A 25977-nucleotide genomic window follows, 5' to 3' on the forward strand; every position below is an offset into this window, starting at 1 on the left:
TGTGCGCTTTGCAGGTACTGATGGAGCACGCCCCCACCGATTTTATCCATAATGGGAATCCAGATAATCCCTAAAAGAACGACTAGGCCAATGGCGACCCGGCCAAGGTGCACTAGTTTTTACTCGGGCGCCGAGCACTACCCAGTCCAAGCGCTCTAAAACAGTTTCTATAAAGTACCCCTTGCTTCCTTGGGGGATAAATGTAGCGTTTATTTCGTTTTTCGACAATTATATTGTATCAGGAATGTGAAATTCATAGATGATGATTGGTATTAACTGCGAGATTCTTTATACCTTGAGGGCTGTTTAAATAAGATTGGACATTTGGCTAATTTTAAATATAATTTAAAGAAACACATAAAATGAAAAGAGACGAGACCAAACCTGATAATAGTAAAAATCCACGTAGGGATTTCGTAAAGAATACAGCCCTTTTTACCGGAGGTGCGATGCTGTTGCCTAATCTACACATGCAGGGCATGTTCAACTCGGCCAACGACAAAAAGCTGAAAATCGCCTTGGTGGGTTGCGGTGGCCGTGGTACGGGCGCGGCGGTACAGGCGCTGTCCGCTGACGACAATGTAGAATTGGTCGCGATGGCCGATGCCTTTGAGGATCGGTTAAAAGGTAGTTTGATGAATATCTCCAAGGAGATGGGTGAAACAAAAAAAGTGAACGTTACCCCTGAAAACCAGTTCGTAGGCTTTGATGCGGCGAAAAAGGCCATGGATTTGGCCGATGTGGTCATTTTGGCAACCCCTCCCGGTTTCCGTCCCCAGCATTTTGAATATGCCGTCAACAGCGGCAAACATATCTTTATGGAAAAACCCGTCGCGGTCGATGCGCCCGGTGTGAGGAAAGTACTTGCCGCCGCAAAAAAAGCGAAGGAAAACAAATTGAACGTAGTCGTAGGCCTGCAACGGCATTATCAAGATAGTTATCTGGCGGCGATCGAGGAACTAAAAAAAGACAGCATAGGTAGTATTGTATCGGGACAGGTATATTGGAATAGCGGCGGAGTATGGACGCGTGAACGAGAGCCCGACCAAAGCGAACTCGAATTCCAGATGCGCAACTGGTATTATTTTAACTGGCTGTGCGGTGACCACATCCTAGAGCAGCATATTCACAATATTGACGTTGCTAACTGGTTTATAGGTGACTATCCTGTATCCGCTCAGGGCATGGGTGGCCGTGAAGTCCGAAAGGGATCGAATCACGGAGAGATTTTCGACCACCATTTTGTAGAGTTTACCTATCCTAACGGCGCGGTTATCGCCAGCCAATGCCGTCATCAGCCGGAAACGATGAGCCGCGTAGCAGAATTTTTTCAGGGAACCAAGGGAACCATTTCCACCGAAGGCGACAACGCTACCTTAAAGGATTGGAGCGGCAAGACCCTCTTCGAACACCGGGGCAAGGATGATCCCAACCCGTACGCCGTGGAGCATGTCAAACTTTTTGAATCCATTCGAAGCGGCGGTGTTCTCGCCAATGCGGAATACGGGGCAAAAAGCACGATGACCGCAATCATCGGCAGAATGGCCACTTATTCCGGGAAGGTCATTAAATGGGACGAGGCCATGCAATCAGATCACGATCTGGCGCCCGACGACCTGACCTGGGATTCACCCGCTCCGGTACAACCCTTAGAAAATGGCCTTTACAAAATTCCCACACCTGGAGAGACCGAGGTAATCTAAGTTTTGGAACATATGGTTTTGGAATATTTGCGTCATGCTCCGTTCTAGACCTTTGTATAGAAAATTAAAGTATCCCTGCTTTTGGCAGGGATTTTTTATGGGCAATACCGAATAAATGGTACGCTGTCCCAGTTTCCCTTTGTTCCCAATATGTACAAGTGAACACTGCCCGAAGCCAAAATTTCGGGTTGCAACTTCAAACGCATTCTCTTGCGGATGCTCCCATTGGCAAAGGCCAAGGTTTCGCTGATTATTTGATTATATTTGTTTCTCAAATTTTCAAAAAAATACATGTACCATAGTATCCAAGTTTTTACGTTTCTCTCCGCTTTCGTTTTTTTAATAGGATGTAAGGAGGAAAAAAAGACAGCCCCAACATCCGAAGAAACTTCCCAGAAGATAAAAAAGGAAGTATCTCCTCAGGATACGACCGTCATAAAAGAAAAGCCTCAAGGTATCGACACCCCGGACGGTATGGTATGGATTCCCGGAGCCATCATCGAACAAGGCGCCGTACCCCAGGATAAAATGGCCATGGAACACGAAAAGCCGGCGCATAAGGTAGCGATTGATGGCTTTTTTATGGACATCACCGAAGTCACCAACGCCGAGTTCAAAAAGTTCGTCGATGAAACCGGATACAAAACGGTCGCGGAACGTGAAATCGATTGGGAGGAAATGAAAAAGCAGCTGCCCGAAGGTACTCCGAAACCCCACGACAGCATCATGCAGCCCGGGTCGCTTACCTTTAAAAAAGCCAAAACTTCGGTACCTAATCTCTATGATTTTTCCCAATGGTGGCAGTGGCAGATCGGAGCGAATTGGAAACATCCCGACGGCCCTGAAAGTTCCTTGATCGGAAAGGAGAACGAGCCTGTCGTTCACATCGCCTATGAAGATGCCCTAGCCTATTGCGAATGGGCCGGTCGTCGTTTGCCCACAGAAGCGGAGTGGGAGCGGGCAGCTCAGGGCAACCAGTCCGAATCCGTTTACTTCTGGGGCGATGATGCCTCCGGACTATCAAAAAAAGCGAATACGTGGGAAGGCGAATTTCCCGTGACCAATACGGAAGCGGACGGGTTCGATAAACGCGCCCCCGTAAAATCGTACCCGCCCAACGATTTCGGACTCTACGATATGGCCGGCAACGTGTGGGAGTGGACCAACGATTGGTACAACACGGATTATTATACTGAGGTAGCTGCCCGGAACACCATCCTTAAAAATCCCAAAGGAGCCGAATCTCCCTTTAACGCAAGAGACCCCTATGCCAAGGAAAAGGTGATGAAAGGAGGATCTTTTTTATGCAATGCCTCCTATTGTGCCAGTTACCGAATTTCGGCGCGAATGGCAACAAGTCTGGATTCTTCTTTAGAGCACTTGGGCTTTCGTACCGTGGCGAGCGCTGACATGGTGGAAAATAGTAAACGCTAACCGTTGGTAGTTTAAACCTAAAACAATCTATGGAATTCCTAACGACCTTCACCCCCGAGTTGACCATTACATCCCCAGGAAGAATCAACCTTATCGGCGAACATACCGATTATAATATGGGGTATGTACTGCCTACGGCCATTGAAAAGAAAATTATTTTTAAATTTCAAAAGAACGGTTCCGATTCCGCATGTAACGTATACAGCGAAACCTATGATACAGGGTTTCAACTCGATCTGAACACCATCGCCAGAAGTGAAGTGGAGTGGGAAAACTATATTTTAGGCGTTTTGAACGAAATTTCGCTACGTACCGATAAAGTGAGAGGATTCGACTGCGTATTGCAAAGTGACTTGCCCACGGGGTCGGGCCTAAGTTCCTCGGCCGCCTTGGAATGCGGACTAGCCTTTGGCCTGAACGAACTCTTCGATCTGGGGCTGTCAAATTTGGAAATGGTGCAATTGTCCCAAACTGCCGAACATACCTATGTGGGCACGCAGTGTGGTATAATGGATCAATTTGCTTCGGTAATGAGCAAATCGGGACACGTCATCCTGTTGGATTGCGAATCTTTGGAATACGATTACATCCCCATTGATCTGCATCCGTATCGAATCATCCTATTGAATACCAAAGTTTCCCATAATCTGGCGTCTAGCGAGTACAATACCCGAAGGCGGGAATGTGAGGAGGGGGTGAAAATTATCCAAAGAAAACATCCGAAGATAAAATCGCTGCGTGATGTGACGGAAGAAATGTTAGATGCGAGCAAACCGGAAATGGACTCTACGGTATTTAATCGGTGCTCCTTTATCGTAGCGGAAAACAAAAGGGTACTTGAAATGGCCAAGGCGCTACGCGAAAAAGACCTGATATCGGCGGGGCAACTTTTATACGCGGCCCATCACGGGATCAGCAAACTCTACGAGGTAAGCTGCGCAGAATCGGACTTTTTGGTCGAATTCTCAAAAGATAACCCTGATGTACTGGGGGCGCGGCAGACCGGCGGCGGATTTGGCGGTTGTACGCTGAATATCGTACACGAAGATGAGGTCGATACATTTATAACCGCTGCTACCAAAGCGTATAAGAAGGAATTCGATATTTCCCTTGAAGCTTTTGAGGTGAAACCTAGTGGGGGAACTTCATTTTTTTAACCTTGATTCGTCGGGTGTGTTAAGCAAGGCTTCTTCCAGTACTGTTTTTTTATGCCTGCTCAAGGGTAGGCGATGCCCGGAAACTTCTACCTCGGCCCCACTGAAATTCTGTACTTTTTCCAGATTAACAATGTAGGACTTGTGGATGCGCATAAATTTTCTTTTCGGTAAGTCCTCCATCAGGGCCTTCATGGTCATAAGCACTAAAATGTTTTCTTTTTCGGTAACGATTTTTATGTAGTCGCCCAAACCTTCTATCCATCGAATGCTGTTTACCGACACTTTTACTTTTTTAAGCTTGCTATTCACGATAATGTATTGGTCATCCGTTATTTCCGATTCAGGATCGGTACAGTTGGCCAAGGCCTTTTTGACAGAAGTACCGAAGCGCTCGGCCGTAATGGGCTTGAGCAGATAATCCGTCACATCGTAATCGAAAGCTTGCATGGCATAATCGGCCTTTCCGGTTACCAAGATAATCTGTGGCCGCTCTTCTAAGGATTCAATAAAGTCGAAACCGCTGATGATCGGCATTTCGATGTCAAGAAAGACCAAATCTACCGGGTGCTCTTTCATGGCGATACGTGCTTCGATACCGTTCTTGTAGTCCGCCGTAAATTCCAGTTTTTGATGTTTTCGTACGAGTTCGGCGATAGCGGTACGCTGCAATTTTGAATCGTCGATGACGATTGTTTTGAGTATTCGGGGCTCCATGATGAGTTGTGGTTCTGGTTTAGGCCAAGCTGCCGTGCATCAAATATAAAGGATATTATTCGATAGGGAAAAAACCGAACGCTATTTGTAGGGATAAAACCATGCCATTTATGAATAATGACGTCTATTTTGAAATGATATTGAAGTTGAATCTGAACCTGAATCCAATAGAGGCTTTACTTCACTCCACTCCAAGCGCATCTAACAATCTTGACTTTCTTTTTCGACTCAGGGGCAATTGTTTTCCGCACACCTGAACTGCGGTATTGTTGAAATTCTCTATGCGGTCGAGGTTTATGATGTACGATTTATGTATTCTGAGGAACCGATTATCCGGCAATTTTTGTTCAAAAGCCTTCATAGAGGTCAAGACAAGAATATTCTTCTTTTCGGTAATCAATTTCACATAGTCGCCCAAAGCTTCGATCCATTTGATATCGTTATAGTCCACCCTAACTTTTCTGAAATTGCTCCGCACAAAAATATGTTCTTCCTCATTTTGTCGGTTTACAGTGCCGGTACTTCGTTGCGCCTTTTTGATGGCCATATCGAACCGCGTGGGCGATACAGGCTTCAACAGGAAATCGGTAACATCGTAATCGAAAGCCCTGAGGGCGTGGTGGGCCGTCCCGCTGACCATAATGATCTGTGGTGGTTTTTCAAACGATTCCAACAGGTCGAACCCATCTAAAAAAGGCATCTCCACATCCAAAAAAATTAGGTCGGCGTTTTTTTCGCATCCGTTATTCTTCGCCTCGATACCGTTGCGGTAGCTGCCCTCGAGCACCAAGTCGCGATGGTTTTCGATGAGTTGTTTCAGCAGGGCACGGTGCGTTGAGGAATCATCGATTATGACGCTTTTCATTGTTTCGGTTTCCATTAAAGCATGCGTTTTGGCTGTGACGCCTTCTGTTTGTTTTAGGATGACGATTTCAATAGTACTTACGAAGTAAGGAATCGATGGTTTGGTTTTTGAATAATTTTGATTTACAGCGTTGATTTAGTATACTTTGTAGGATGTATTTCGCGGCTTGTAAGCTTGCATATTGAAAAACGACTAATTGGTTCCCGAATTTTTTCGCATAGAGATAGGGCATAGGTAGTATAGATAACTTTTGATAAATTTAGGGATACATTTTTTTTAAAAAGGCTATTTTTGTCCTTAGCATTACATAGAACTCAAGAAGAATTCATAGAAGTATTAGATTATGTCAGACAAGACCGAACGATTGAAAACGATGATCATAGGATCCGGCCCCGCCGGATATACCGCCGCGATATACGCGGCGCGTGCGGATTTAAAGCCTGTCGTATACACAGGATTGGAACCGGGCGGGCAATTGACCACAACAACCGAAGTCGATAATTTTCCAGGCTATCCCAACGGTATCGACGGGCCCAGCATGATGGTAGAATTACAACAACAGGCCGAGCGTTTTGGTACCGATGTTCGTATTGGTAGGGCAACCGCGGTCGAATTGAGTGATGAGGTGGGTGGCATACATAAGGTCACGATAGACGAGGATAGGGTAGTCGAGGCCGAAACGATCATCATTTCTACAGGGGCCACCGCAAAATACCTGAACATACCCAGTGAACAGCGCTTGCGGGGTGGTGGCGTTTCCGCTTGTGCCGTCTGCGACGGATTTTTTTATAAGGGACAGGATGTCGCGATTGTTGGCGCCGGAGATACCGCTGCCGAGGAAGCCTCCTATTTGGCGAATATCTGTAACAAGGTCACCATGTTGGTACGCAAGGATTATATGCGGGCCTCAAAGGCCATGCAGCACCGGGTGGATAGTCTTAAAAATCTTGAAATCCGTTATAATTCAGAAGTTGACGAAGTTTTGGGCGATCAGGTGGTCGAAGGCCTACGGATTGTCAACAATCAGACCGGCGAAAAAGAGGAAATCGCTATCACAGGACTTTTTATTGCCATCGGTCATAAACCGAATACCGATATTTTCAAGGGACAGCTTGACATGGACGAAACCGGTTATATTATTACCGACGCAAAATCCACCAAGACGAACAGACCCGGCGTTTTCGCAAGCGGCGACGCGCAGGACAAAATTTATCGTCAAGCCGTTACTGCCGCGGGAACAGGTTGTATGGCCGCACTAGATGCAGAGCGGTATCTCGCAACTATCGAAGCGGCGCCTGAAGAAGTGGTGTGACAAAACTGTAGCCTGTGCAAGGTTCAAAGACCCACCCAGAAGACAGACTTCGAAGGTATAAAACCAAAAAAAGTCCTGATGTTATAAACATCAGGACTTTTTTGTTGGGACGACTTTCTAATCAATCCGTCTGTAATTTTCAGAAAAGCTACGTACCCCATTTTCGTCGACCGTAAATTGACTATAATTGTCTGCGTCAAGTTGCAGTTCGAATTTGAATACTTTAACAGTATCTTGAATATCCATCATAGTTTTCGATCCGTATTCAAGGCGTTCTTCAAGTTCGTTATCCGTATTGGTATACGATCCGTACCCGAACCATTCCGATGGGTCGTCTGGGGAATAGCGGGTCCACATCACCTTACCTTTGCTATAGATTTTAACTTGTCTATACCCATTGGTATTCGGCAACGTATCCACAACATAGCCATCTTCCCAATTGTAGCGGTTGATCAGTTCCCAAGTACCTTCCAAAGAGCTTTTGGCTTGGGGTTTCGATGAAATAAAAGCGGTCGCAGAGATCAATAGGGCTAAGGCAAGAGCCGATTTAAGTAGCTTTTTCATGATATAGTATTTTAAAGTTCTCTAATCCAATTAACTTTATTAAAGTACGATTTATTTTATAATAACGATAATTTTTACATTTAAAATTTATCAAAATGTTAATATGAGGAAGTCGTTCAAAATAGGTCTTTTCTAATCTAACTCACATATTGTTAAGGTCTTGTCACTAAGCGTATATAATTTCAAACGCTACCCCGTTTTGATAAATATTAAGATATTAGATTTATTTCTTACTTTTAAGTGTTAATTAACTCTAAGATCTATGAAATCACTTACTTTAATACTGTTTGTCCTGTTGTATTCCTACAACTCGTATGGACAGACGATTACGGGAAATGTTACTGATGCAAGCGATGCACCCTTACCGGGGGTAACTATTGTTATTGGTGGGACAACAAATGGAACAACGACTGATTTTGACGGTAATTATTCGATAGTAGCAAATTCGGGCGATGTATTGCAATTCTCATATATCGGTATGCAGTCCAAAGAGGTAACTGTAGGGTCCAGCAATTTGATAAATGTTATCCTACAGGAAGATTCCGAACAGTTGGATGAGGTTATTGTAACCGCTTTCGGTATTTCCCAAGAGAAAAAATCTTTGGGCTACGCCGCGCAGAATATTGATGCCGATGCCATTACCAAGACCAAGCAGACCAATTTGGTCAGTGCATTACAAGGTCAGGTGGCCGGTGTGCAGATCACGAATTCTGGCGGGGCGCCCGGCCAAAGTTCACGAATAATTATTAGGGGGATAAACTCATTGGATCCTTCTGCCGATAACCAACCCCTATTTGTGGTCGATGGTGTGCCGATAGACAACTCTACCATTGAATCGGGCAATAACGATACCCCTCGTGGTCTTACCAATAGGGCGGCGGATATCAATCCGGCCGACGTTGAATCCATGTCCGTACTTAAAGGTGCTGCGGCGACTGCTCTATATGGTGTAAGGGCTGCAAACGGTGCTGTGATCATCACTACAAAAAGGGGAAAAAGCGGTAGGGTCAGTATTAACCTAAATACCTCGGTAGGCTTTGATGAATTGAACAGTTTGCCAAAGCTTCAGAAAGAATACGGACAGGGGTTCAGTGGCGAGTATGACCCGGAAAGTTTTTGGCCGTCTTGGGGCGCCCCCATTTCGGAGGTGGCCCAGACCGTACCGGGACACAAATATCAGGACAACTGGAACCGCGCCTTCAATACCGGGCTTCAAACGGATAATAGCCTCAGCGTTTCCGGCGGAGGTGAAAATGCAACGTTCTATGGATCATTCGGCCGCTTGGACCAAAAGGGCATCATCCCCTTCAGTGATTGGGCGCGAACGACCGCTAAATTATCCGGTACGGTAAAGGTTAGCGAAAAGTTTGATTTTAGCGGATCTATCAATTACTCCAACTCAGGAGGTAACCGGGTACCACATGACCGATTTATGGAACGGATGATGTATTGGTCGGAAACAACGGATGTAAGGGATTATATCAATGCTGACGGAACGATGAAAACCTACGGCAATACCAACCCCATTTATGATGCCCGTTTTAGTACGTACGAAGATGATGTCAACCGAATGATCGGTAATTTGAACTTTAACTACAGTCCTACCGATTGGCTGACTCTGTCCTATCGATTGGGCACCGACTATTACAGTGATTCAAGAACGAAGATCACGCCGGGACCTAAAGGTATCGTTGGCGAAGTCCCGTTGAGCTCTACGGGTACAATTGAAGAGACCCGTATCAATAGTAAGGACATCACCTCGAACTTTTATCTTACACTGAAAAAACAATGGAACGATGACTTGAACACCACCCTACGATTGGGTAACGATGTTTTTCAACGAAAATTCGATCGGGTATCATTAAGAGGTGAAGATTTTGTTATTCCGGATTTTTATAATGTCAATGTTACTCGTCAGGGTTTTCTCGGTCAGGACAAAAGCATTCGTAGGTTGGTCGGTTTTTATGGCGATCTTATGGTAAACTATAAAGAATATTTGTTCCTGAACGTGACCGGGCGTAACGATATATCTTCTACTTTACCGAAAGATAACAACTCTTTCTTTTATCCCTCTGTCAACCTGGGTTATGTTTTTAGCGAACATTTAGAGCTTCCTTCATGGTTTACCTTCGGAAAGCTGAGGGGATCTTGGGCACAGGTCGGTAAGGATACCAATCCCCATGTTTTAGGAATCACATACGTTGCCCCAGACGTTTTTCCACTCGACGGGCAGGTAGGCTTTAGTCGAAATAGCTCCTTTGGAGATCCCGAACTCAAACCGGAGTTGACCACATCGATTGAATTCGGTACACAGCTGTCCTTTTTTGAGAGTCGGCTCGATTTGGATGTTACGTATTACAAATCGAATGCCGTCGACCAAATTATTCCTGTGCCCATCTCCGACGGCACCGGTTTTTCCCAATACATTACCAATGCCGGAGAAATTCAGAATAGCGGGATCGAGGTCGTTCTTGGCGGCGACATTATCAAAAATGAGGATTTTCAATGGACGGCTACAGCCAACGTTTCCATGAACAACAATGAGATAAAGGCGATACGCGAAGGTATCGATGAAATCGTAGTAGGTGACCAGTTCGGATACGCGGGAAGCAGTGTGACCATGAAATTGATAAGGGGTGAAGCATTCGGAAATCTATACGGCACCAGTTACGAGCGTTTTGGTGCCGATGAAAACAATATATTTTTGGATAGCGAACTGCCTATTGTCATCGGAGACGACGGTTTTCCGGTTACAGGCGGGAATCAGCTTATTCTCGGAAATGCCGTGCCGAAATGGTTCGGGGGCCTACGAAATGAACTGACCTATAAGAATTTTGAACTCAGTGTTCTCGTGGATTTTAGGACCGGCCTAGAACAATATAACCAATTCGACAACTTTCTCTCTGCCTTTGGTAAACCGGAATATTCCTTGGCCAGAAACGATTTTAGGGTTTTTGAAGGTGTTTTGGCCGACGGTACCCCCAACACCCAAGAGGTTTGGCTGGGCCAAGGGGTCGGACCAGATGGCAGGGACTATGGTGCCGGATACTGGAGAAATGCATACCGGGGCGTGAGCGAGAATTTCGTACAGGATGCCAGCTTTATAAAGCTGAGGAATATATCATTAGCCTATAACCTCAGCGATAAAATGCTCGATAGGATTCCCTTTAAGTCTTTGAGAATCTCGCTTGCTGCAAATAATATTATTTTATATTCCCCATGGGATGGGTTCGACCCCGAATCCTTTTCCGCGGGAGCGGGCGGTAATGCCGTTGGCTTTACGGGCCTTGGGTTTCCAGGTACGCAAAGTTATTTCTTGACCTTTAATTTCGGACTTTAGATTACTTGATTTTTAGTCCTTTTTATAGATTGAACACTTAAAAATGCGAACAGATGATTTACAAAAATAAAATTAGAACGGTTTGGATGTTAGGACTGGTTTTTCTGGCCATCTCCTGTGATTCTTATTTAGATGTCAACGAGAACCCAAACAATCCCGAGGATGCGCCGATTTCAGGCTTGATGATAAATAGTACGTACGAGTCCGCCAATAATGTATATCGTGTGGGAGATATTACCTCCAACTATGTACAGTATTTGGCGTCACCTAATCCCGGCAGCTCATCGGATACGATGGAGCCGGTAAGTAACAGCAACACTTGGTTTAATCTGTATAATGTTATGACCGATCTTAGCGTTTTAATTGATAAGGCTGAAGAAGAAGGTGCCGGCCACTATCAGGGTGCGGCCCAAGTTCTAATGGCGCTTAATCTCGGTACGGGTGTGGATATTTTTGGGGATATACCTTTTTCGGAAAGTTTTAATTTCGAGACAGTGACACCGAAATATGACCCCGATGTGGAATTGTATGGTAATGTAATGACTTTATTAAATGAGGGCATAGCCAACCTTCAAGGGGAAACTACGGCCGAGCTTGGAGATGACGATTTTATTTACGGGGGAGATATCGATAAATGGATTGCCTTTGCCAATATGCTGAAAGCAAGATACATGATTCATTTAAAGGACGTACAGGGCTATAGCGCGGCCGAAGTGCTCACCGCGGTCGAAAACGGATTTCAATCCAATGACAATAATGCGAAGGTCAATTTTTTTGAACAATCGGTCAATCCGTGGTTCAATGTGGCAAGGGACAACGCCGATTTGCTATTGGGCGGTTGGATTTCCGAACAGTTGATCCAAGCCTTGGACGGAACTTCGTATGATGCGGTAGACCCTAGGTTAAAACTCATGGTCGGCACGACCGATGACGGGGAATTCGTCGGCACTGAAAATGGTGCCGGTAGGGGGAATGCACCTGAACAAGGGGCAAGATCAACCCTGATAGAGGACCAATACTATACTTCCCAGACTGCACCAATTTTGATTGCTACTTACAGCGAACAAAAATTTATAGAGGCCGAGGCGGCTTTTGCCGTTGATAAGGCCAGATCGTATCAGGCCTATTTAGACGGTATCACAGCCCACATGAACATGTTGGAAGTGCCGCAAGATGAAATAGATGCCTATTTGGCCAATCCGCAAGTGGGTATGGGCGAAGCTGCGTTTACGATCGATGCCATTTTCAAAGAAAAATGGATAGCTTTGTTCTTACATCCTGAGGCATGGAACGATGCGCGACGGTACGATTATCAGTATAAGGACATGACCTTGCCCGCGAACTTGAATTCAGGCCTGAACGGCGAATATATTAGAAGATTGCCCTATCCCGATAGCGAAACTAGTCGAAACGGGCAGAACGTTCCTTCCGTCACCTTGCTAGACCGTATTTTTTGGGATGCCGAGTAAAAGACCAAAAAGTGTATAGTATGCTTTACAAAACCGTTTCCCAGAGAATTATTGATCCATCATATAATCATAAACCGTCTTAGATATCCCGGCCAACTGTTCCGTACCCTTATCAAAATTCTCTAAATTTTTAGAAAGTAAAACTAAGATGTAGCTGCGGCCATCCGGTAGAAATACGATGGCCGTATCATGATGGACCCCTGTAATTGATCCAGTCTTATGGGCTACACTCACGTTTTTGGGTAAATAAAAAGGAACGATATCGTTAAACTGCTGCTCTTTTAAAATAGCTATCATGATTTCACAATCTTCCGGTGTGCCTGCGGAACCGTCAGCGATGCCTTCCATAATTAAGAGTAGGTCTTTGGCGGTCGTCGAATTGCTCAAACCTTGATTATAAGCTTTCTGGTCTTCGACGCCTCTTAAAACTTCAATATTTTCGGCTCCCAGATCTCTCATGGTCCCGGTGACCTTTTTTGCGCCGACCAGTTCAATCAACACATTGGTAGCCAGATTGCTGCTTACGGTAATCATACTGTACATCAAATCTCTAAGGGCTACTTTAGACCCGATTTGGCCATAAACGACATCATCACTATCGTCACTGACGTCCATGCTGTAAGAACTACCGTCAACAATACTTTTAAACTCATTTTTCAATAGTATCGAATCGTTCAAATCTATTTTCCCCTGTTCGGCCTGTTTGAACAGCTCTATCATAACCGGGACTTTCATCGTGCTGGCGGCATGAAATTTCTCGTTCTCATTTATAAATAGGCTGTCTTTCGGATCGGAGAGGGTATAAAATACCACGGCCACATCGCCATCAATAGAATCGATTTGGGATAGGACCGTCTTTTCGAAATTCTCTGCCTTGGACAATGTTTCCCGACAAGCCCCAAGAAGACCTAGAAACAGGAAAAAATAAGTCCTTTTAATTATTAACCACCTCATAATTTTTTTGAATCTCCTGCCTGTCAGCAGCCAGGTTGTGTACTTGGGACGTGTATCCCGCACGCAGATTTTTAATTTCAATACCCAATCGACGCTCCATCCGGACTCGATGAATCGGAAGCGCCGATATACATATTCAGTTTAGGGTCATAAATAATACCCATGAGTCGACCTAAGTTTTGCACTCCTCTCGTTTTATGTCCCATTTTTTCAAGGGACTTTTGGGTATCCGGGGAAAGCAGATCCTTTTCGTAGACCAGTTGATCTGGCAGCCATTGGTGATGAATCTTCATCGTTTCTATCGCTTTCTTGATGGGCATTTCGTACCCCAAAACGTTCAGCACGGTCTGAAAAACGGTGTTGATAATCGTTCTGCCTCCGGGACTCCCAATAACCAAATAGGGTTTCCCGTCCTTGCCGACTATAGTTGGTGTCATGCTCGAAAGCATCCGTTTTTCGGGGCGAATGAGGTTGGGGTCGCTTCCAATCAGTCCACTGCTGTTCGTATACCCTGGTTGAGGGTTGAAGTCCCCCATTTCATTGTTGAAGATAAACCCTAGTTTCGAGGAACCCATTTCGGATCCATAGGACTGTTCCAGGGTATAGGTAAGCGATACGGCATTATGGTCTTTGTCGACGACGGATAAATGCGTGGTATTAGTTCCGTCATAGAGCTGTGCGAATTTAGTGGAATCACTTACGGTGGCCTTATCAAAATCGATATTGCCATACCGCATTTTAGCAAATTCCTTCGAAGTCAATTTATCAAGTGGCAGATCAGGATTGAAATCGGGATCGCCTAGATTTTCGGCCCGATCGGCAAAGGCCCTTCGCATGGTTTCGGCCACAAGGTGCACATAAGCAGTGGAATTGAAGGCTACGGAATCAAGATTGGCCTGCTCCATCAGATTCATCATTTCGATGAGGGCTACACCTCCAGAACTGGGCGGGGGCATGGAATAAATATCATAGCCATGATACGTGCCTTTCATTGGCTCGCGTTCAATAGCGGTATATTTTTCCAGGTCTTCAAGGCTAATAAGTCCGCCATTATTTTTCATGTAATCGGCGATTTCTTGAGCTACTTTGCCTTTATAAAATCCGTCCTTACCGTGTTTTTTAATCTGTTTTAAGGTATTTGCCAGTTCTTTCTGTACCCATACATCTCCATATTCAAGCAACCTCCCCTCGGTATCGGTAAAGTAATTTTTAATAAAATCCGGGGACGGGCCCGATTGAATATTTTTAGCATGGGACGCAAGCGTATAGGAAAGAACGACCCCTTTCTTGGCCAAATCGATAGCGGGCTGCACCAATTTTTTCCAAGGTAATACTCCGTATTTGCCATGTGCCAGATAGAGTCCCGCCACTGTTCCTGGAACTCCCACTGATTTTAGTCCATTATGGTTACTCCCTTCGACAAGCTTGCCCTCTTCGTCCAAAAACATATCGGGTGTGGCGAGCAAGGGAGCTTTTTCCCTGAAATCAATGGTTGTTGTTTTGCCGGAGCTATCCATAAAAACGATAAAACCGCCGCCACCGATATTGCCGGCCTGGGGGTGAACGACTGCGAGCGCAAATGCGGTGGCAACGGCAGCATCTATCGCATTGCCTCCCTTTTTTAGAATATCGATCCCCACCTGTGATGCCAAGGCATTATCGGAAACGACCATACCCTGTTTACCATGGGTTTGCGCCCATGAAGTTGTGAGCGTTAGTAGTGCCACCAAAAAGAGGCTGGCGCTTTTGTAGCGAAAGTTTTTCATGATACTGATTAGCATTTGCTATGTTTTTTCAATTTTAGAACAATTCGATGGCTCAGCAAGGGTAGTGCTCGTAAATTTATATGGTCCTGGTCAGAAAATCGGCCAGCCCTAGCTACCTTAATTTTGTATTTTACACTATTTCAAACCCGCTGCTCATTGAGCAAATCGGTCAACCTTATAATATCCTGTTTGCGATGATGGGCGCTGAGAACGATTCTGCTCATAAGTTGGGAATGCTCATCAGGATACGGAAAATTGGTCAAAATGATTCCTTCTTGCGCTAGATATTCCGTGAGTTGCACATCTGAAAAACTAAAAGCGGGATGGTCTTTCATGCCACTGAATTTCTTTGGATTTTTAAGGCTACGTAAGAATAAGGCGATATTGTTCTGCAGTTGTTTTCTTTTCCCCGAATATATTATTTCTGCATCCAACAGCGTTGCCAGTGCCGCAGGGGCTGCGGGACTTGAACCGCCGAAAAAGGCAGTTTCCTTTAATTCTGATATCCGTTTTTTCTTACCGAAGACGGCTCCCGCTTGTATACCGAAACCTTTACCGAGCGAACAACACACTAGCAATTCTTTTACGGGCAATTTTGAAAGAATCCCAAAAACGCCACTTCCGTTATTACCAACGATACCAATACCGTGCGAATCATCGACGACCAGTATAACTTGGGCTAATGGTAATAGTTGTAAAGGGTCAAAATCGGGGTAGTTACAGCCCGAAAAATCGATGGTATCCAAAAAGACTACGGGAGTTTTTCCGGGCTGGGACCGCAAATGTTCCCTGATGGCAATGTTTAGGGCTGTAAATGTGGTGTAGGATTTGGTTTGGACGGGATAAAGGGCGGAATGGGTGTTGGGCGCATAAAAAAAACGGTGTGCTTTCGTGTTTAGGGTCTGGGCCACGAATTGTCCGGCCAAATAACCGGAGGATACGATAGCACAAGCCTCCGTTCCTACCAAACGGGACAAGTAGTGTTCGGTTTTTTCGAAAATCGACATTCGTATGTTCGACTTACGGGAGGCACTATAGTTGGTACCGTACTTTTTGATGTTTTTAATAAAAAGATCCTGAAAGGCCTCATCGGTCTGCAGGCCCAAATAGGCAGTACCCCCAAAGTACAGGTGTTTTTTTCCATTTATCAAAATCTCACGGCCCGGAAAGGAATCGATATACTGTGCCATCATCTTAAGGTTACGCCACTTCCTCCCAATTCGGGGAAAATCAGTTTCCCACCCTCCAGAATTTGGATTCCGTCTGCGATATCTTCTTTGATCAACAGTGGCCCGTCCATATCAACATAATCGAGCTGCGGCAGCAACTGGGCAATGGCCGAGATGCCGACGGTGGATTCCGTCATACAGCCGACCATGGTTTTTAGTCCTAATTCTTTTGACTTTTGAATCATGCGCAGGGCAGGGGTAAGGCCGCCACATTTGGTAAGCTTGATATTGATGCCGTTGAAGTGCAGTCCACATTTTTCGACATCGGCTTCCACAATACAGCTTTCGTCCGCGATAACGGGCAATACGCTTTTATGCATTACTTTTTCCATGCCAGCCCAATCATCGGCTTTCAGCGGCTGCTCTAAGAACTCTACTCCCAAATCTTTTAGCAAGGGCGCATTTTCGATAGTCTCTTCGGCGGTCCAAGCACAGTTGGCATCGACTCGAAACACCGCGCTGGTATGTTTACGGAGTTCCCTTACAATGGCCACGTCATCTTCCGTACCCAGTTTTATCTTATAGATGGGCCATGGGGTTTCCTGCATCTTGGAGCGCATTTTTTCTATGGATGCGATACCGATGGTATAATTTGTAATGGGATAATGATCAATGGTCGTTCCCCAAATTTCATACAGCGGTTTGCCCAACAGTTTTCCGTAGAGATCGTGTGCCGCCAAATCTAGGGCACAGAGCGCAAAATTGGAGAGGTTCTTCTGCGAAAGAAATTGATGGAAGGCTTCCGGCTTTTCGAACCGGAAGTTTTCGATATCGCCGCGAACCGCCTCGATTTCATCGGAGAGGCTTTCCATCGTAATTTTATAATAGGGATTGGAAGTGGTTTCACCGAATCCGGATTTCCCATCCAAAGAAAGCGATACGATCAACGTATCCTGAAAATCGTGGGATTCCCTGGAAATACTAAAGGTATGCTTTAAGGGAAGGGTGTATTTTTTAAATTTTAGCTGCATTAAAATCGTTTTTACGAAGATAGCAAAAGACCTGTCAGGTTTCAAAAACCTAACAGGTCTAATTGGGAAGTCTTTTGAGCATACTCCCGATTGATTATGGAATCAATAATTAATAATGATGGACACTTCCCGAAAGTGATTTCTTATTTTGTACTTTCGGATTCCCCGAATATCCAATATTTCCTCCGCTGCTGGCATCGGCGGTCAGCGCTTCGGAGACTTGTATCTTAACGTTGCCACCGCTGCTGGCATCGGCGTTACAACTTTTGGTCTTTAGGTCTTTCGCGTTGATATTGCCACCGCTGCTGACATCTACTTCGGCATACTCGGCATCTCCGGAAATAGTCAGGTTCGCCCCGCTACTGGCATCGATTTCAAGGTTGTCGACCGACAATTCCAATTCAATCAGGGCACCGCTGCTACCGTCGACTTCGAGTCGATCACTTGATACGATGCTTTCTCCTTGCAAATGTGATCCACTTGAACTTTTTAAAGCGGTCACTTCGGGCAAGGACACGTAGACTTTCTTGGTAGCATTGCCGATATTCTCACGGGCGTGAATGCGGAGCTTTCCGTTTTTGATGTCCGTGGCGATCAGATTGATGATATTATCGTCAGCCTCGACCTCGATATTAAAGTCATTGGCTTGGGTTACATAGACCATTAGGCCTTCCGAAGCGGAGACCTCGGTAAAATCCTCGGTAATTTCACGGGTTTCGGTTACTATTTTGCCGTTTCCTTTTTTGCCGGTCGTGAAGTCCCCAAGGTTGATGTCGAATCCGCAGGAAGATAAAAATAAGGCTACCAATGCGGCTACCGCAATACGTACTAAAGTTGTCATGATGCTTGTTTTATGCTGAACTCGTTTCCGTATCTAATACCCCGAAATTTTAAGGGTTTTAGCATTTACCAGAATTTGTACAGCTTTGATTACTACTTGTTTTTCGATTGATGTAAAGGTGTTTATTATGATTGTTTTCTAATAGTTTTTAGTCTTGAATTGTTGGATTTAGTTGCTGGATCGTAAATTTCGGTGATGCTAATTCAAAGAATCCACTTCCCCCTGCAAATCGATATCCATTCCTTCGCGATTAATATGGATTTCATTGTCTCCGTCATTCTCGTTTTCCTTTGCTTTTAGGTTGATGCCCTCTTTATTGATCTTAAGTTTGAAAGATTCGCCATTCTCTTGAATATCGATATCCACGCCATCCTTATTAATACTAATTTTATTTTTTTCAGGGGTATCCGTTATTTCCGATTCGGGACATCCCTGACATTCCAGCTCACCGTCGGCACCCATTTTCCATGTAAACTCCTGTAAATCACATCCTCCTAAATTCCTGTCATTGTCAAAATGGAAACGCCAGCAACGGTAGTTCGATTCGTTCCTGAAATCCAGTACCGTACCCTCTGGAAGCATCAGATTGACACGTATTTCTTGGTCCATCATCCTATTTTCCCGCGGCGTAGTGATAAAATCGTTCAAAAATAGGGTGTTGCCCTCTATTTCATAATCATAAACAATAGCAGTTGCCAGTTCCTCGGCCCTATCGAATGAAGAACCGTCCGATTCCTTTATCATTTCGATGTGGGCGAGGGTATCTTTTGATTTTTCAAGATAGACCTGTACATCGTCAAGAACAATGACCTCTTCACCTGCTTCGTTGCGGCTAATGGTTCTTCCATCGCCCATCTTTATCGTTCGTTTGTTTCTATAGGCACGGTCATACGAGGCGATATCAATGCTCAAGGTGTCGTTCAGATCTTGAAAAACCAGTTGTTCCTTACTTTCCACAACATCGGAATACGCCCGGGCGGTCGCCTGCCGAACACCGAAGACGATGAGCAGTATTATCGATATCAACCACAGGCCGAGTAGGGAGAATTTCGCAATGCTTCCAATGGATTTCAGGTTGTTGACCAGAATTTTCAATCCTAAATAAAGTAGGAAGAAAAAGGGAATACCGATGGCAAAAAAGCCTAACAGTGATACGAACCAGATGGGCATATTACTGGCATCGACTACTTGGTATAGGTTAAGGCCGGGTATATTGACCGCATCGGCGATGCCTACCGTAATCATACCGATAAAGAGACCGATAATCGTCGAGGCACCGATGATGATCAACAGGATGCCTATGAATTTACCGATAATTTTAAAGAGGAATAGGATGACATCGCCTACGGTATCAAAAAAGGTCTTGCCGCTGCTTTTTACCCTGTTCCCGACCCCCTCGTAATCGACGCTCTTAATTTTTTGGGCAACATCATCAAAGCCTTCCTTGACCTTGCGTTCTATATTGCTGATGTTGACATCCTCCCCCCGCATATCGAGCTTTTGGGAGGTTGTGACCGCTTCGGGTACCAAAAGCCAGAGAAGACCGTAAATCAGAATGAATCCGCCGCTCGAACCGATGGTGAGAATAATCCATAACAATCGGATCCATAGCGAATCTATATTGAAATAATGGGCCAATCCCGATGAAACGCCGGCCACATATTTCTGGTCGGTATCGCGATAGAGTTTTCTTGACCTTTTAGGTTCGGCCGTGCGTTCATTCGATCGGGGCTCGTCTTCGAAGATATCCTCGTCGACGATATAATCTTCGGGCTGTCCCATGACGGCGATGACCTCGTCCACCTCTTTTTGGGTAATGACCTGTCGCTCGTTTTCCAATTTTTCATAAAAAAGTTCGGCGATTCGGGCCTCTATATCGGCCAGAATCTCGTCGCTTCCCGGCGTGTTCGCAAAAGAACGTTTTACGGATTCCAGATAACGCTGCATCTTTAGGTACGCCCCTTCATCGATATGAAAGAGCCTGTTGGCGAGGTTTATATTGACTGTCTTGTTCATTTTTTTGATTCTTTTCTCCTGAACTTTTATGCTGGGGGCGGTCGAAGCACAGGGTCTATTTGTTGATTGATTTACGTTTTTACCAGCTTATTTATTCTGTGTCACCAAATTGGTGGCCGTTCTCAGTTCGTCCCAGGTGTTGTCCAGTTCTTTCAAAAATAGAATACCGGTCTCCGTCAAGGCATAGTATTTTCTGGGCGGCCCCGAAGTGGATTCCTCCCAGCGGTAGCTGAGCAGGCCTGCATTTTTTAATCGGGTCAAGAGGGGATAAATGGTACCCTCGACTACGAGCATCTTGGCGTCTTTGAGGGTATCCAGAATTTCGGAAGCATACTTGTCCTTTCCATTAAGAATGGCCAGAATGCAGTATTCCAGCACCCCTTTGCGCATTTGTGCCTTTGTATTTTCTACGTTCATAATTTCTTTTTGCTTTTTATGCAGTTCCGCTGAATCGGGGGAACGCGGTTTTTGATGTATGGCCTTTGCCTGCATAGATTGACTGCTAGTACCGAATTTAAGTTCGGTGTTCGTTTTTCGATTTGATGAATAAACTCCTGTTTAGATTTAAGGGGTGTGATGAGAACCCGATGGGATTAATTACTGATTACTTGCCGTTATTTCTTATCCACTTTCCACTTTCCACTTTCCACTTTCCACTGTTCACTGCTCACTTTTCACTGTTCTTTTTCCACTATTTAATAAACTTAATGGTTATTGGATACTCGAATACCTGTCCTTCGTTCGTACGGATTGTCGCTAAAATGGTATAGACGATATTCACGATAAATAAAGTGCCCTGAACCAATCCTGCAATACCTAAAGGCAACAACCAGGATCTAAAATTAAAGTTGTCGCTATCAAAATGGATATTCAAATTGTTGTAATTATTCAGCCGGTCGAACCCGAAAAACCCGATATCAAAAATGTCGGGAAAGAACCCTATAAAAAAAGGAATACTTATAAAACCAAGTACGATGGAGTAGAGTAGTAGACTGATTTGAAAGTTCAGCGCCTGCTTTCCGTTTTGGTTCACAAACGGATACTCCTCCTTATTGGCTGTCCATAATACCAATGGAATGATAAAATTTCCAAAGGGAATAAAGAATTTCGAAAAGGTGGAGGCATGGATTGCCGCGGCTAGATTTCGCTCATGTTTGGTCAAAGTAGTTTCCATTGGATATTAGTTTCTTATGCAAATATATATCTAAAAGAAGGTACTATGCAAAACAAAGTACTGTAATTTAGTAAAATATTAACATTTATAACTTCGTTAATTTTGGCTACTTTTGAGGAAACCACAAACCATAATGGGCGTTACAGCACAAAAATTCAACAAGTTCACTTTTTTTAAATTACCTGCTGCTTGGTGGACCGGAGTTAGAGTGAAATCCATTACCGAGCAGCAATGTGTGGTTGCCGTGAAGTACGGATGGCGAAACCAGAACCCTTTTAATTCGATGTTCTGGGCGGTTCAGGGCATGGCCGCGGAGCTGAGTACGGGAGCCATGGTCATCAATCAAATACGGGAGAGCGGGAAAAAGATTTCCATGCTTGTTCAAAATAACAATGCGAATTTTTCAAAAAAAGCTACTGGGAGAATTACGTTTACTTGTGAGGATGGCCATTTGATTCAGGAAGCCATCGATGAGACTGTGGGAACAGGTGAGGGGCAGACTTTTTGGATGAAGTCCATCGGCGTGAACGAAGACGGGGTGGTCGTTTCAACCTTTAATTTTGAGTGGACGGTAAGGGTTAAAGGTTAGATCATAAAGTTTCAACATGCCTTGAATTTATTTTGTAACAAAATCTTATTTTCGCTACCAATATTCTGTTGATAAACTCCTAAACATATAAACTTATAAACTTTTTTCAAAATGAACGCACACGAAATAGATTACAAAATATTTGGCGAGGAAATGCAATACGTCGAAATTGAGTTGGACCCGAACGAGGCGGTGGTCGCTGAGGCGGGGAGTTTTATGATGATGGATTCCGGTATTGATATGGATACCATTTTTGGAGACGGCTCCAATCAAGAAAAAGGAATTTTAGGCAAGATTTTTTCGGCCGGAAAACGAGTTCTGACGGGTGAAAGCCTTTTTATGACTGCTTTTCTTAACGCGGGGCAGGGCAAGAAGCAGATCAGTTTCGCTTCACCATATCCGGGAAAGATCTTAACTATCGACCTTTCGGAAGTTCAAGGGAAGTTTATCTGCCAGAAAGATGCTTTTCTATGCGCGGCAAAAGGCGTGTCCATAGGTATTGAATTCTCAAAGAAATTAGGCCGCGGCCTTTTCGGTGGCGAGGGTTTTATCATGCAAAAATTGGAAGGTGATGGACTGGCGTTCGTACATGCGGGAGGTACTTTGGCCAAGAAACAATTGGTCGAAGGCGAAGTTTTAAAAGTGGACACGGGCTGCATCGTTGGCTTTACCCAAACGGTCGATTACGATATCGAGTTTGTGGGAGGTATCAAAAATACTCTTTTTGGTGGGGAAGGCCTTTTCTTTGCTACCTTACGGGGTCCCGGAACCGTTTATATTCAATCCTTGCCCTTTAGTCGATTGGCCGGTCGGGTGCTGGCCTCCATCCCAAGGGGCGGAAAGGATAAAGGCGAAGGCAGTATTTTAGGCGGATTAGGTGATTTGCTGGACGGGGATAATCGTTTCTAAAATTGCGAGCGAAGCGAAGCCATCTTTTGAACAGGAACACAAATGGCGACTTGATTTTTATCTTTTGAACCAGAGTGAGCACAGCGTATCGCATTTTTCGCCTTCTTGACCAAGTTCAACAGATTGCCACGCCTTTTCTTGGCGGAGCCAAAAAACGGCTCGCAATTGCGTGTTCCCATTAACTATTAATCTCCAATAAATGAGTTTCAATAAACTATACGATTTCCTCCGTGAGCTTGAAAAGAACAACTCCAAAGACTGGATGGATGACAACCGAAAACGGTATCACGAAAACCGGGATTGGTTCGCCTCCTGGATCGAGGAATTGAATATCAAGCTACAAAAAGTCGATAAAGACTACACACCCAAACCGGGAAAGAAGGCCCTGAACCGTATCAATAATAATCTGATGTACCATCCAAATAAACCTACCTATAAAAACCATTTCGGGGCGGGCTTGGACAATCCCAATAAATTTGGAGATTTTTATATCCATATCGGTACCAACGAATCGTTTATGGGCGGTGGATATTGGCATCCCGGTACCAAAGTGCTAAAAAGTATCCGCGATGCGATTGATTATAATGGTGACGATTTTCAAAAGGTTTTGGATAAAAAATCCTTTAGGAAAATGTTTGGCGGCCTGATAGATGACAATCCGTTAAAGACCTCTCCCAAGGGATATCCTGCCGACCATAAACACATCGCGCTACTGAATCACAAGAGTTTTGCAGTGACCCGACAGGTGACGCAAAAAGAGGTGATGGATTCTGATTTTCAGGATAAGGTAATCGAAGTGTACCAAGAAATACTTCCTTTTCGTCGCTATCTGAACAAGGCGGTTACCGTTTGATACAATAAGAAGCAAATTCGGACGTTAGTTAAATATTGTTTAAAAGCTGCGATTTATAGTAAAGCCAACCTGCCAAATTTTGTACACCATTGAGAAAAAAAGTTTTTGAAACGCCTTTAGTTATTTGGATTATTGACGATGACCTGGTTTCGCTATATGCAACCCGATATCGGATAAAACAATCTGGAAGTAACGCCAAAGTCTTCGATTTTGATACCGCGGAAATCGCTTTGCAAGCTTACTATAAAAATAAACAGGATGGACAAGAATTACCCCATATCATCTTTTTAGATTTGATTATGCCCGGAATGAGCGGATGGCAGTTTTTGGAACAACTTGCCAAAATTTCGGAAGCGCGCAAGAAAACCCAAGTCTACGTACTTTCGGCCTTTTCGAATTCTAAAGACCGGATGCAGGCCAAGGAACATACGGCCATTATCGGTCATTATGACAAACCGCTTTCCAGAATCGATATGGATCGGACGTTGTTGACTGTTAACCCCTAAAGGGTATCCGAAGCCGGTATCATCTTGGCACTAAGATCTGGTTCTTTCATGTCTTTATCTAAAGGAAACATGGGTCTTTTGATTCGTTTATAGCCAAGCCGTTGTAGATCTTGGTCTACGCCGCCGGGGGTTAGTGCCATAATCCAGTCCCCACGCATGTCGTAAAGTTCGGGAACGAGGTAGCCGATTTTCACCACGATGATATCCGATTTTTTAGGTTGCAGTCCCAAATCTGTGAAATCACTTGTATGGTGATAGGGCTTCCGCTTTTTGGTCACGATGACGTGAACGCTTCCGACCTTTACGACCACTTCGGTTTCCGCATCGACATCACCTTGCTTGATGGCTTCAACCGTACCGGATAATGGAATCGGTGGTGCAAATCGGTCGTCAACTTCGGCACCGACCGGAGCGCTGACTTTTCCACCGACCCCGACTTTGACGGCTTCTTTGATGAGTTGAGGTCCTGGCAATGAGGCATAGATCAATGAAGGTCCTTGTTCGGACTTGAATTCCGGCCGGGCCAGAATTTTTGCTAAGGTCCAAGTAACATCGCCAGCGCCGCCTGCCGTCGGGTTATCACCCATGTCACTAATCATAAATGGCTTTTTATCACTGGCAAGGGCCATGTCCAGACTTTCGTTGAGCGGCGCGACCGGTGCCACGAACTCAAAAGATTCTCGTACATCCCAAAAGCTTTCCGCCAGTCTTTCCGCGCCATTTTCCACTTTTTCCTTGTCGTCTCCTGTGACCATAACTACCGCATGGTTGCGCGGTTCATCAGCCCAGGCATAGCCAATCCAAATCGCGGCATCGATCACACCCTCTTGATTCGCGACGTTTGGAACTTCGGCATACAGACTTTTCCCCGGTTCGATACGGGTACTTGTCATCTCGCCGGGCAGCAGAATGGGGACGGGAACATACGCCTTGTATTTCGGTTTTCCTTTTCCACTTTCAAGGCGATCCAATAGATTATCAACCGCGCGTTGTCTAGATTCGTTGGCATCTTCATGGGGCGCCATGCGATAACACGTAATCAGGTCGGAGTGCTTTGCCAAACGTTCGGATACATTGCCGTGCAAATCCATCGAAGTAGAAATCAAAGGTTCCGTACCGATGACTTCACGGATGCGCTTGATCAAATCCCCTTCCGGGTCATCGAGACCCACCACGCTCATCGCCCCATGGATGTCAAAAAAAAGTCCGTCATACGGTCCATTTTCCTCAAGCATTTTTAAGATTTGCCCCGTAAGCGACTCATAGGCCTCCCGGGTAACGATACCACCCGGCAGGGATTTCCCCACCAATATGGGTACCCATTCCGCGCGTGTTCTCTCGTTTGAACCCGCCGTCATAAAAGGGTACCTGCTAAAAATGGAATCTCCCGTTCTGGCGTGAAAGGCTTCTTCAGTCGATTGGGCAGGGGAGAACGTGCTCGATTCTATGCCGAGGCCGGCAATGGCAATGCGAGGAAGTTTTTCGGATTGCGCAAATACCGTAACGGTGGCGAATTGGAGGAGTATGGCGAATAGGAATCGTTTTTTCATAATCAAGTTCTTCAATCTCAAAGATAATTTAAAATAGCAATTTTACCCATATGAGGGTATC

At 44.9% G+C, this 25977-nt stretch carries 22 protein-coding genes; 10 read left to right on the forward strand and 12 right to left on the reverse strand.

The window, feature by feature from the left end; genetic code table 11:
* Positions 1–362 precede the first annotated feature (362 nt).
* The 3 genes from BLT07_RS12650 to galK all read left to right on the forward strand — a co-directional run bounded on the left by BLT07_RS12650 (position 363) and on the right by galK (position 4294).
* The gene (locus BLT07_RS12650) at positions 363–1703 is read left to right on the forward strand and encodes a Gfo/Idh/MocA family protein (RefSeq protein ID WP_091869227.1); all 1341 of its coding nucleotides are present in this window, start codon (positions 363–365) and stop codon (positions 1701–1703) included.
* 291 nt (positions 1704–1994) lie between these two features.
* A complete protein-coding gene (locus BLT07_RS12660; RefSeq protein WP_091869232.1) occupies positions 1995–3137 on the forward strand; it encodes a formylglycine-generating enzyme family protein in 1143 nt (380 codons plus the stop codon).
* Positions 3138–3166: 29 nt separating this feature from the next.
* Positions 3167–4294 (forward strand): galactokinase, encoded by a 1128-nt coding sequence (gene galK / locus BLT07_RS12665; RefSeq protein WP_091869234.1) that lies wholly within the window; start codon positions 3167–3169, stop codon positions 4292–4294.
* Here galK and BLT07_RS12670 read toward each other — a convergent pair.
* Both BLT07_RS12670 and BLT07_RS12675 read right to left on the reverse strand, forming a co-directional pair.
* Positions 4283–5008: a LytR/AlgR family response regulator transcription factor gene (locus BLT07_RS12670; protein ID WP_091869236.1), complete on the reverse strand. Its 726-nt coding sequence runs from the start codon at positions 5006–5008 to the stop codon at positions 4283–4285. The two genes, galK and BLT07_RS12670, sit on opposite strands and share 12 nt — an antisense overlap.
* Before the next feature lie 181 nt (positions 5009–5189).
* The gene (locus BLT07_RS12675; RefSeq protein WP_245726538.1) at positions 5190–5888 is read right to left on the reverse strand and encodes a LytR/AlgR family response regulator transcription factor; all 699 of its coding nucleotides are present in this window, start codon (positions 5886–5888) and stop codon (positions 5190–5192) included.
* A gap of 328 nt (positions 5889–6216) precedes the next feature.
* On the opposite strand from BLT07_RS12675, the gene trxB reads away from it, so the two are divergent.
* A complete protein-coding gene (gene trxB / locus BLT07_RS12680) occupies positions 6217–7185 on the forward strand; it encodes a thioredoxin-disulfide reductase (RefSeq protein ID WP_091869238.1) in 969 nt (322 codons plus the stop codon).
* A 117-nt stretch (positions 7186–7302) separates the two neighbouring features.
* On the opposite strand, the gene BLT07_RS12685 is transcribed toward trxB, so the two are convergent.
* Positions 7303–7749, reverse strand: coding sequence for a hypothetical protein (locus BLT07_RS12685; RefSeq protein WP_091869240.1), 447 nt, complete (start codon positions 7747–7749; stop codon positions 7303–7305).
* Positions 7750–8011: 262 nt separating this feature from the next.
* On the opposite strand from BLT07_RS12685, the gene BLT07_RS12690 reads away from it, so the two are divergent.
* Together BLT07_RS12690 and BLT07_RS12695 are read left to right on the forward strand one after the other, a co-directional pair.
* Positions 8012–11089, forward strand: a complete 3078-nt coding sequence (locus BLT07_RS12690) for a SusC/RagA family TonB-linked outer membrane protein (protein WP_091869242.1) — start codon at positions 8012–8014, stop codon at positions 11087–11089.
* 53 nt (positions 11090–11142) lie between these two features.
* Positions 11143–12558 carry a SusD/RagB family nutrient-binding outer membrane lipoprotein gene (locus BLT07_RS12695; RefSeq protein WP_091869244.1) on the forward strand — a complete coding sequence of 472 codons (1416 nt, stop codon included), beginning with the start codon at positions 11143–11145 and terminating at the stop codon, positions 12556–12558.
* A 48-nt stretch (positions 12559–12606) separates the two neighbouring features.
* Here BLT07_RS12695 and BLT07_RS12700 read toward each other — a convergent pair whose 3' ends face one another.
* The 8 genes from BLT07_RS12700 to BLT07_RS12735 all read right to left on the reverse strand — a co-directional run bounded on the left by BLT07_RS12700 (position 12607) and on the right by BLT07_RS12735 (position 21509).
* The gene (locus tag BLT07_RS12700) at positions 12607–13512 is read right to left on the reverse strand and encodes a serine hydrolase (RefSeq protein WP_175455329.1); all 906 of its coding nucleotides are present in this window, start codon (positions 13510–13512) and stop codon (positions 12607–12609) included.
* 77 nt (positions 13513–13589) lie between these two features.
* Positions 13590–15278: a gamma-glutamyltransferase gene (gene ggt, locus BLT07_RS12705; RefSeq protein ID WP_091869881.1), complete on the reverse strand. Its 1689-nt coding sequence runs from the start codon at positions 15276–15278 to the stop codon at positions 13590–13592.
* Positions 15279–15418: 140 nt separating this feature from the next.
* A complete protein-coding gene (locus BLT07_RS12710; protein ID WP_245726539.1) occupies positions 15419–16471 on the reverse strand; it encodes an aminotransferase class I/II-fold pyridoxal phosphate-dependent enzyme in 1053 nt (350 codons plus the stop codon).
* Complete coding sequence (locus BLT07_RS12715; protein ID WP_091869248.1) at positions 16468–17478, reverse strand: dipeptide epimerase; 1011 nt, start codon at positions 17476–17478, stop codon at positions 16468–16470. The genes BLT07_RS12710 and BLT07_RS12715 overlap by 4 nt, the downstream gene beginning before the upstream one ends.
* A 109-nt stretch (positions 17479–17587) precedes the next feature.
* Positions 17588–18319: a head GIN domain-containing protein gene (locus BLT07_RS12720; protein ID WP_091869250.1), complete on the reverse strand. Its 732-nt coding sequence runs from the start codon at positions 18317–18319 to the stop codon at positions 17588–17590.
* Between the two features lie 198 nt (positions 18320–18517).
* Positions 18518–20335 (reverse strand): PspC domain-containing protein, encoded by a 1818-nt coding sequence (locus BLT07_RS12725; RefSeq protein ID WP_091869252.1) that lies wholly within the window; start codon positions 20333–20335, stop codon positions 18518–18520.
* An 87-nt stretch (positions 20336–20422) separates the two neighbouring features.
* Entirely contained in the window at positions 20423–20752 is a 330-nt protein-coding gene (locus BLT07_RS12730; RefSeq protein WP_091869884.1) for a PadR family transcriptional regulator, read from the reverse strand.
* 274 nt (positions 20753–21026) lie between these two features.
* On the reverse strand, positions 21027–21509 hold the full coding sequence (locus tag BLT07_RS12735; RefSeq protein WP_091869254.1) for a DUF4870 domain-containing protein: 483 nt from the start codon (positions 21507–21509) through the stop codon (positions 21027–21029).
* A 133-nt stretch (positions 21510–21642) separates the two neighbouring features.
* Here BLT07_RS12735 and BLT07_RS12740 point away from each other — a divergent pair, with 133 nt between their 5' ends.
* The 4 genes from BLT07_RS12740 to BLT07_RS12760 all read left to right on the forward strand — a co-directional run bounded on the left by BLT07_RS12740 (position 21643) and on the right by BLT07_RS12760 (position 24366).
* Positions 21643–22098, forward strand: a complete 456-nt coding sequence (locus BLT07_RS12740) for a DUF4442 domain-containing protein (RefSeq protein ID WP_091869256.1) — start codon at positions 21643–21645, stop codon at positions 22096–22098.
* Between the two features lie 111 nt (positions 22099–22209).
* Entirely contained in the window at positions 22210–23007 is a 798-nt protein-coding gene (locus tag BLT07_RS12745; protein ID WP_091869258.1) for a TIGR00266 family protein, read from the forward strand.
* A gap of 199 nt (positions 23008–23206) precedes the next feature.
* Positions 23207–23860 (forward strand): DUF2461 domain-containing protein, encoded by a 654-nt coding sequence (locus BLT07_RS12755; RefSeq protein ID WP_091869262.1) that lies wholly within the window; start codon positions 23207–23209, stop codon positions 23858–23860.
* An 89-nt stretch (positions 23861–23949) separates the two neighbouring features.
* Positions 23950–24366 carry a response regulator gene (locus BLT07_RS12760; protein WP_091869264.1) on the forward strand — a complete coding sequence of 139 codons (417 nt, stop codon included), beginning with the start codon at positions 23950–23952 and terminating at the stop codon, positions 24364–24366.
* On the opposite strand, the gene BLT07_RS12765 is transcribed toward BLT07_RS12760, so the two are convergent.
* Positions 24363–25916 carry a M81 family metallopeptidase gene (locus tag BLT07_RS12765; protein ID WP_091869266.1) on the reverse strand — a complete coding sequence of 518 codons (1554 nt, stop codon included), beginning with the start codon at positions 25914–25916 and terminating at the stop codon, positions 24363–24365. The two genes, BLT07_RS12760 and BLT07_RS12765, sit on opposite strands and share 4 nt — an antisense overlap.
* Positions 25917–25977 lie beyond the last annotated feature (61 nt).

Origin of the sequence: Pricia antarctica (assembly GCF_900101815.1) — a bacterium.
Lineage (GTDB): Bacteria > Bacteroidota > Bacteroidia > Flavobacteriales > Flavobacteriaceae > Pricia > Pricia antarctica.

Excerpts from the sequence above, each read along its gene's own strand:
- BLT07_RS12650 (WP_091869227.1), top strand. The coding sequence starts at position 363 with ATGAAAAGAGACGAGACCAAACCTGATAATAGTAAAAATCCACGTAGG.
- BLT07_RS12660 (WP_091869232.1), top strand. The coding sequence starts at position 1,995 with ATGTACCATAGTATCCAAGTTTTTACGTTTCTCTCCGCTTTCGTTTTT.
- galK (WP_091869234.1), top strand. The coding sequence starts at position 3,167 with ATGGAATTCCTAACGACCTTCACCCCCGAGTTGACCATTACATCCCCA.
- BLT07_RS12670 (WP_091869236.1), bottom strand. The coding sequence starts at position 5,008 with ATGGAGCCCCGAATACTCAAAACAATCGTCATCGACGATTCAAAATTG.
- BLT07_RS12675 (WP_245726538.1), bottom strand. The coding sequence starts at position 5,888 with ATGGAAACCGAAACAATGAAAAGCGTCATAATCGATGATTCCTCAACG.
- trxB (WP_091869238.1), top strand. The coding sequence starts at position 6,217 with ATGTCAGACAAGACCGAACGATTGAAAACGATGATCATAGGATCCGGC.
- BLT07_RS12685 (WP_091869240.1), bottom strand. The coding sequence starts at position 7,749 with ATGAAAAAGCTACTTAAATCGGCTCTTGCCTTAGCCCTATTGATCTCT.
- BLT07_RS12690 (WP_091869242.1), top strand. The coding sequence starts at position 8,012 with ATGAAATCACTTACTTTAATACTGTTTGTCCTGTTGTATTCCTACAAC.
- BLT07_RS12695 (WP_091869244.1), top strand. The coding sequence starts at position 11,143 with ATGATTTACAAAAATAAAATTAGAACGGTTTGGATGTTAGGACTGGTT.
- BLT07_RS12700 (WP_175455329.1), bottom strand. The coding sequence starts at position 13,512 with ATGAGGTGGTTAATAATTAAAAGGACTTATTTTTTCCTGTTTCTAGGT.
- ggt (WP_091869881.1), bottom strand. The coding sequence starts at position 15,278 with ATGAAAAACTTTCGCTACAAAAGCGCCAGCCTCTTTTTGGTGGCACTA.
- BLT07_RS12710 (WP_245726539.1), bottom strand. The coding sequence starts at position 16,471 with ATGATGGCACAGTATATCGATTCCTTTCCGGGCCGTGAGATTTTGATA.
- BLT07_RS12715 (WP_091869248.1), bottom strand. The coding sequence starts at position 17,478 with ATGCAGCTAAAATTTAAAAAATACACCCTTCCCTTAAAGCATACCTTT.
- BLT07_RS12720 (WP_091869250.1), bottom strand. The coding sequence starts at position 18,319 with ATGACAACTTTAGTACGTATTGCGGTAGCCGCATTGGTAGCCTTATTT.
- BLT07_RS12725 (WP_091869252.1), bottom strand. The coding sequence starts at position 20,335 with ATGAACAAGACAGTCAATATAAACCTCGCCAACAGGCTCTTTCATATC.
- BLT07_RS12730 (WP_091869884.1), bottom strand. The coding sequence starts at position 20,752 with ATGAACGTAGAAAATACAAAGGCACAAATGCGCAAAGGGGTGCTGGAA.
- BLT07_RS12735 (WP_091869254.1), bottom strand. The coding sequence starts at position 21,509 with ATGGAAACTACTTTGACCAAACATGAGCGAAATCTAGCCGCGGCAATC.
- BLT07_RS12740 (WP_091869256.1), top strand. The coding sequence starts at position 21,643 with ATGGGCGTTACAGCACAAAAATTCAACAAGTTCACTTTTTTTAAATTA.
- BLT07_RS12745 (WP_091869258.1), top strand. The coding sequence starts at position 22,210 with ATGAACGCACACGAAATAGATTACAAAATATTTGGCGAGGAAATGCAA.
- BLT07_RS12755 (WP_091869262.1), top strand. The coding sequence starts at position 23,207 with ATGAGTTTCAATAAACTATACGATTTCCTCCGTGAGCTTGAAAAGAAC.
- BLT07_RS12765 (WP_091869266.1), bottom strand. The coding sequence starts at position 25,916 with ATGAAAAAACGATTCCTATTCGCCATACTCCTCCAATTCGCCACCGTT.